This is a genomic window from Actinocorallia lasiicapitis, from assembly GCF_054778695.1.
On the sequence record NZ_BAAGZI010000829.1, the window covers coordinates 1 to 830 of the forward strand.

General features: G+C 66.3%; 1 protein-coding gene. It reads right to left on the minus strand.

What is annotated here, in order from left to right:
• The coding region (locus tag ACYVE7_RS34920; protein ID WP_460370945.1) for a substrate-binding domain-containing protein at positions 1-830 on the minus strand (830 nt) is incomplete at both ends.

An 830-nucleotide genomic window follows, 5' to 3' on the forward strand; every position in this document is an offset into this window, starting at 1 on the left:
TCGAGACCGAAAGCGGTGTCCTTGGCGTCGACGCCGTCGGCGGCCTGGTCGGTGACCAGGGTGACGCCGGTGTCGGTGTAACCGGATGCCTTGGTGCCGTCCTTGGCGAACGCGGCGACCGCGTCCACGCCGAGCGCGGCCATCTTCAGCGGGTACTGCTGCGACGTCGCCGCGATCTGGCCGTCCTTGACACCCTTCACACCGGTGCAGCCGCCGTCCACCGACACGATCAGCACCTTCTTCTCCAGACCCTTGGCCTTCAAAGCGGTGTAGGCGCCCAGCGCCGCCGGCTCGTTGATCGTGTACACGATGTTCAGATCCGGGGCCTTCTGCAGGCAGGTTTCCATCGCGGTCTGGCCCTTGGCCTGGTCACCACCGGTATCCGCCGCACACACCACCGACGAAGCAGTCGCGGGAGCCGACGCCTTCTCATCCACGGTGGCCGCGCCGAACCCGCTCAGGAAGCCGTTGTGACGCAGGATCCCCACCGACACACCCGGCGCCAGATCCAGCATCGCGATCTTCGGGGTCTGCCCGGCGGTCTTGGCCTTGGCGTACTGACCGATCAGCACACCCGCCTTGAAGTTGTCGGTGGCGAACAGCGCGTCGGTCCCCGACTGCGGATCGGTCGGCGTGTCCAGCGCGATCACCAGAACACCCTTCGCACGGGCCTTCTCGATCGCCGGGATGATCGCCTTGGTGTCACTCGGCGTGATCAGAATGCCCTTCACACCCGCCGCGACCATGTTCTCGATCGCCGTGACCTGACCCTCGTTGTCACCATCGAACTTCCCCGCCGCCGTCATCAGCTCCAGACCGTCCTTGTCGGC